This is a genomic window from Pseudomonas sp. SBT1-2, assembly GCF_028640875.1.
Classification (GTDB): Bacteria; Pseudomonadota; Gammaproteobacteria; order Pseudomonadales; family Pseudomonadaceae; genus Aquipseudomonas; species Aquipseudomonas chlororaphis_I.
In genome coordinates this window covers 1-894 of the sequence record NZ_JAQZAA010000005.1, presented here as the reverse complement: position 1 = coordinate 894, position 894 = coordinate 1, and the positions used below count along the sequence as shown (strand labels likewise).

Annotated in this window: 1 protein-coding gene; it reads right to left on the bottom strand. The window is 65.3% G+C overall.

Going from position 1 to position 894, the window contains the following annotated elements:
• The coding region (locus PVZ78_RS00115; RefSeq protein ID WP_443218345.1) for a T1SS-143 repeat domain-containing protein at nucleotides 1–894 on the bottom strand (894 nt) is incomplete at both ends.

The following is an 894-nucleotide window of genomic DNA, read 5'->3' as shown; positions in this document are numbered from 1 at the left end:
AACGCTATACACCAGCGCCACGCCGCCCGAGCTCAGCGCTGGCAAGCCGCTGGTGTCGCTCGACAGGGAGTAAGTCAGCGGTACATCGGCCCCGGACTGGAAGATCGCCGTGACGCTGCCGCTGGCCGTCGTGGCTTCGCCCGCTACGTCGCCGACACCGCCGGCAATACCATTGGCCAGGCCATCTTCATCGACAGTACCGGCCTCGGCGGCTCCGGCCGCCGTTGGCGTGTCGTCATCGACGGTAATCACCAGCTTCTCGGCGGCAGCCGTCACGGTGTCGCCATCCTTGTCGGTGGCCTTCAGCAAGGTCCCCAGGTTGAGGGTGATGTCGTTCTCGTCATTGCCGGCTGGATGGTCCAGCGGCTGCAGCAGGGTAAAGCTATAGGCACCCGCGGCGCTAAGGCTGAAGGTGAACACATCGACGGCGCCCGCCTTGGCAGTCAGGGTGTCACCCGCGACGCTATACACCAGCGCCACTCCACCCGAACTCAGCGCCGGCAAGCCGCTGGTATCGCTCGACAAGGAGTAAGTCAGCGGTACATCGGCACCGGACTGGAAGATCCCTGTCACGCTGCCGCTGGCCGCCGTGGCTTCGCCAGGCACGTCGCCAACACCACCGGCGATGCCATTGGCCAGGCCATCTTCGTCGACGGTTCCGGCCTCGGCGGCCCCGGCTGCGGTTGGCGTGTCGTCATCGACGGTGATCACCAGTTTCTCGGCGGCGGCCGTTACCGTATCGCCATCTTTATCCGTGGCCTGGAGCATTGCGCCCAGGTTGAGGGTGATGTCGTTTTCATCGTCGCCCGCTGGATGGTCCAGCGGTTGCAGCAGGGTAAAGCTATAGGCGCCCGCGGCGCTGAGGCTGAAGGTAAACACATCGACCGCGCCGGC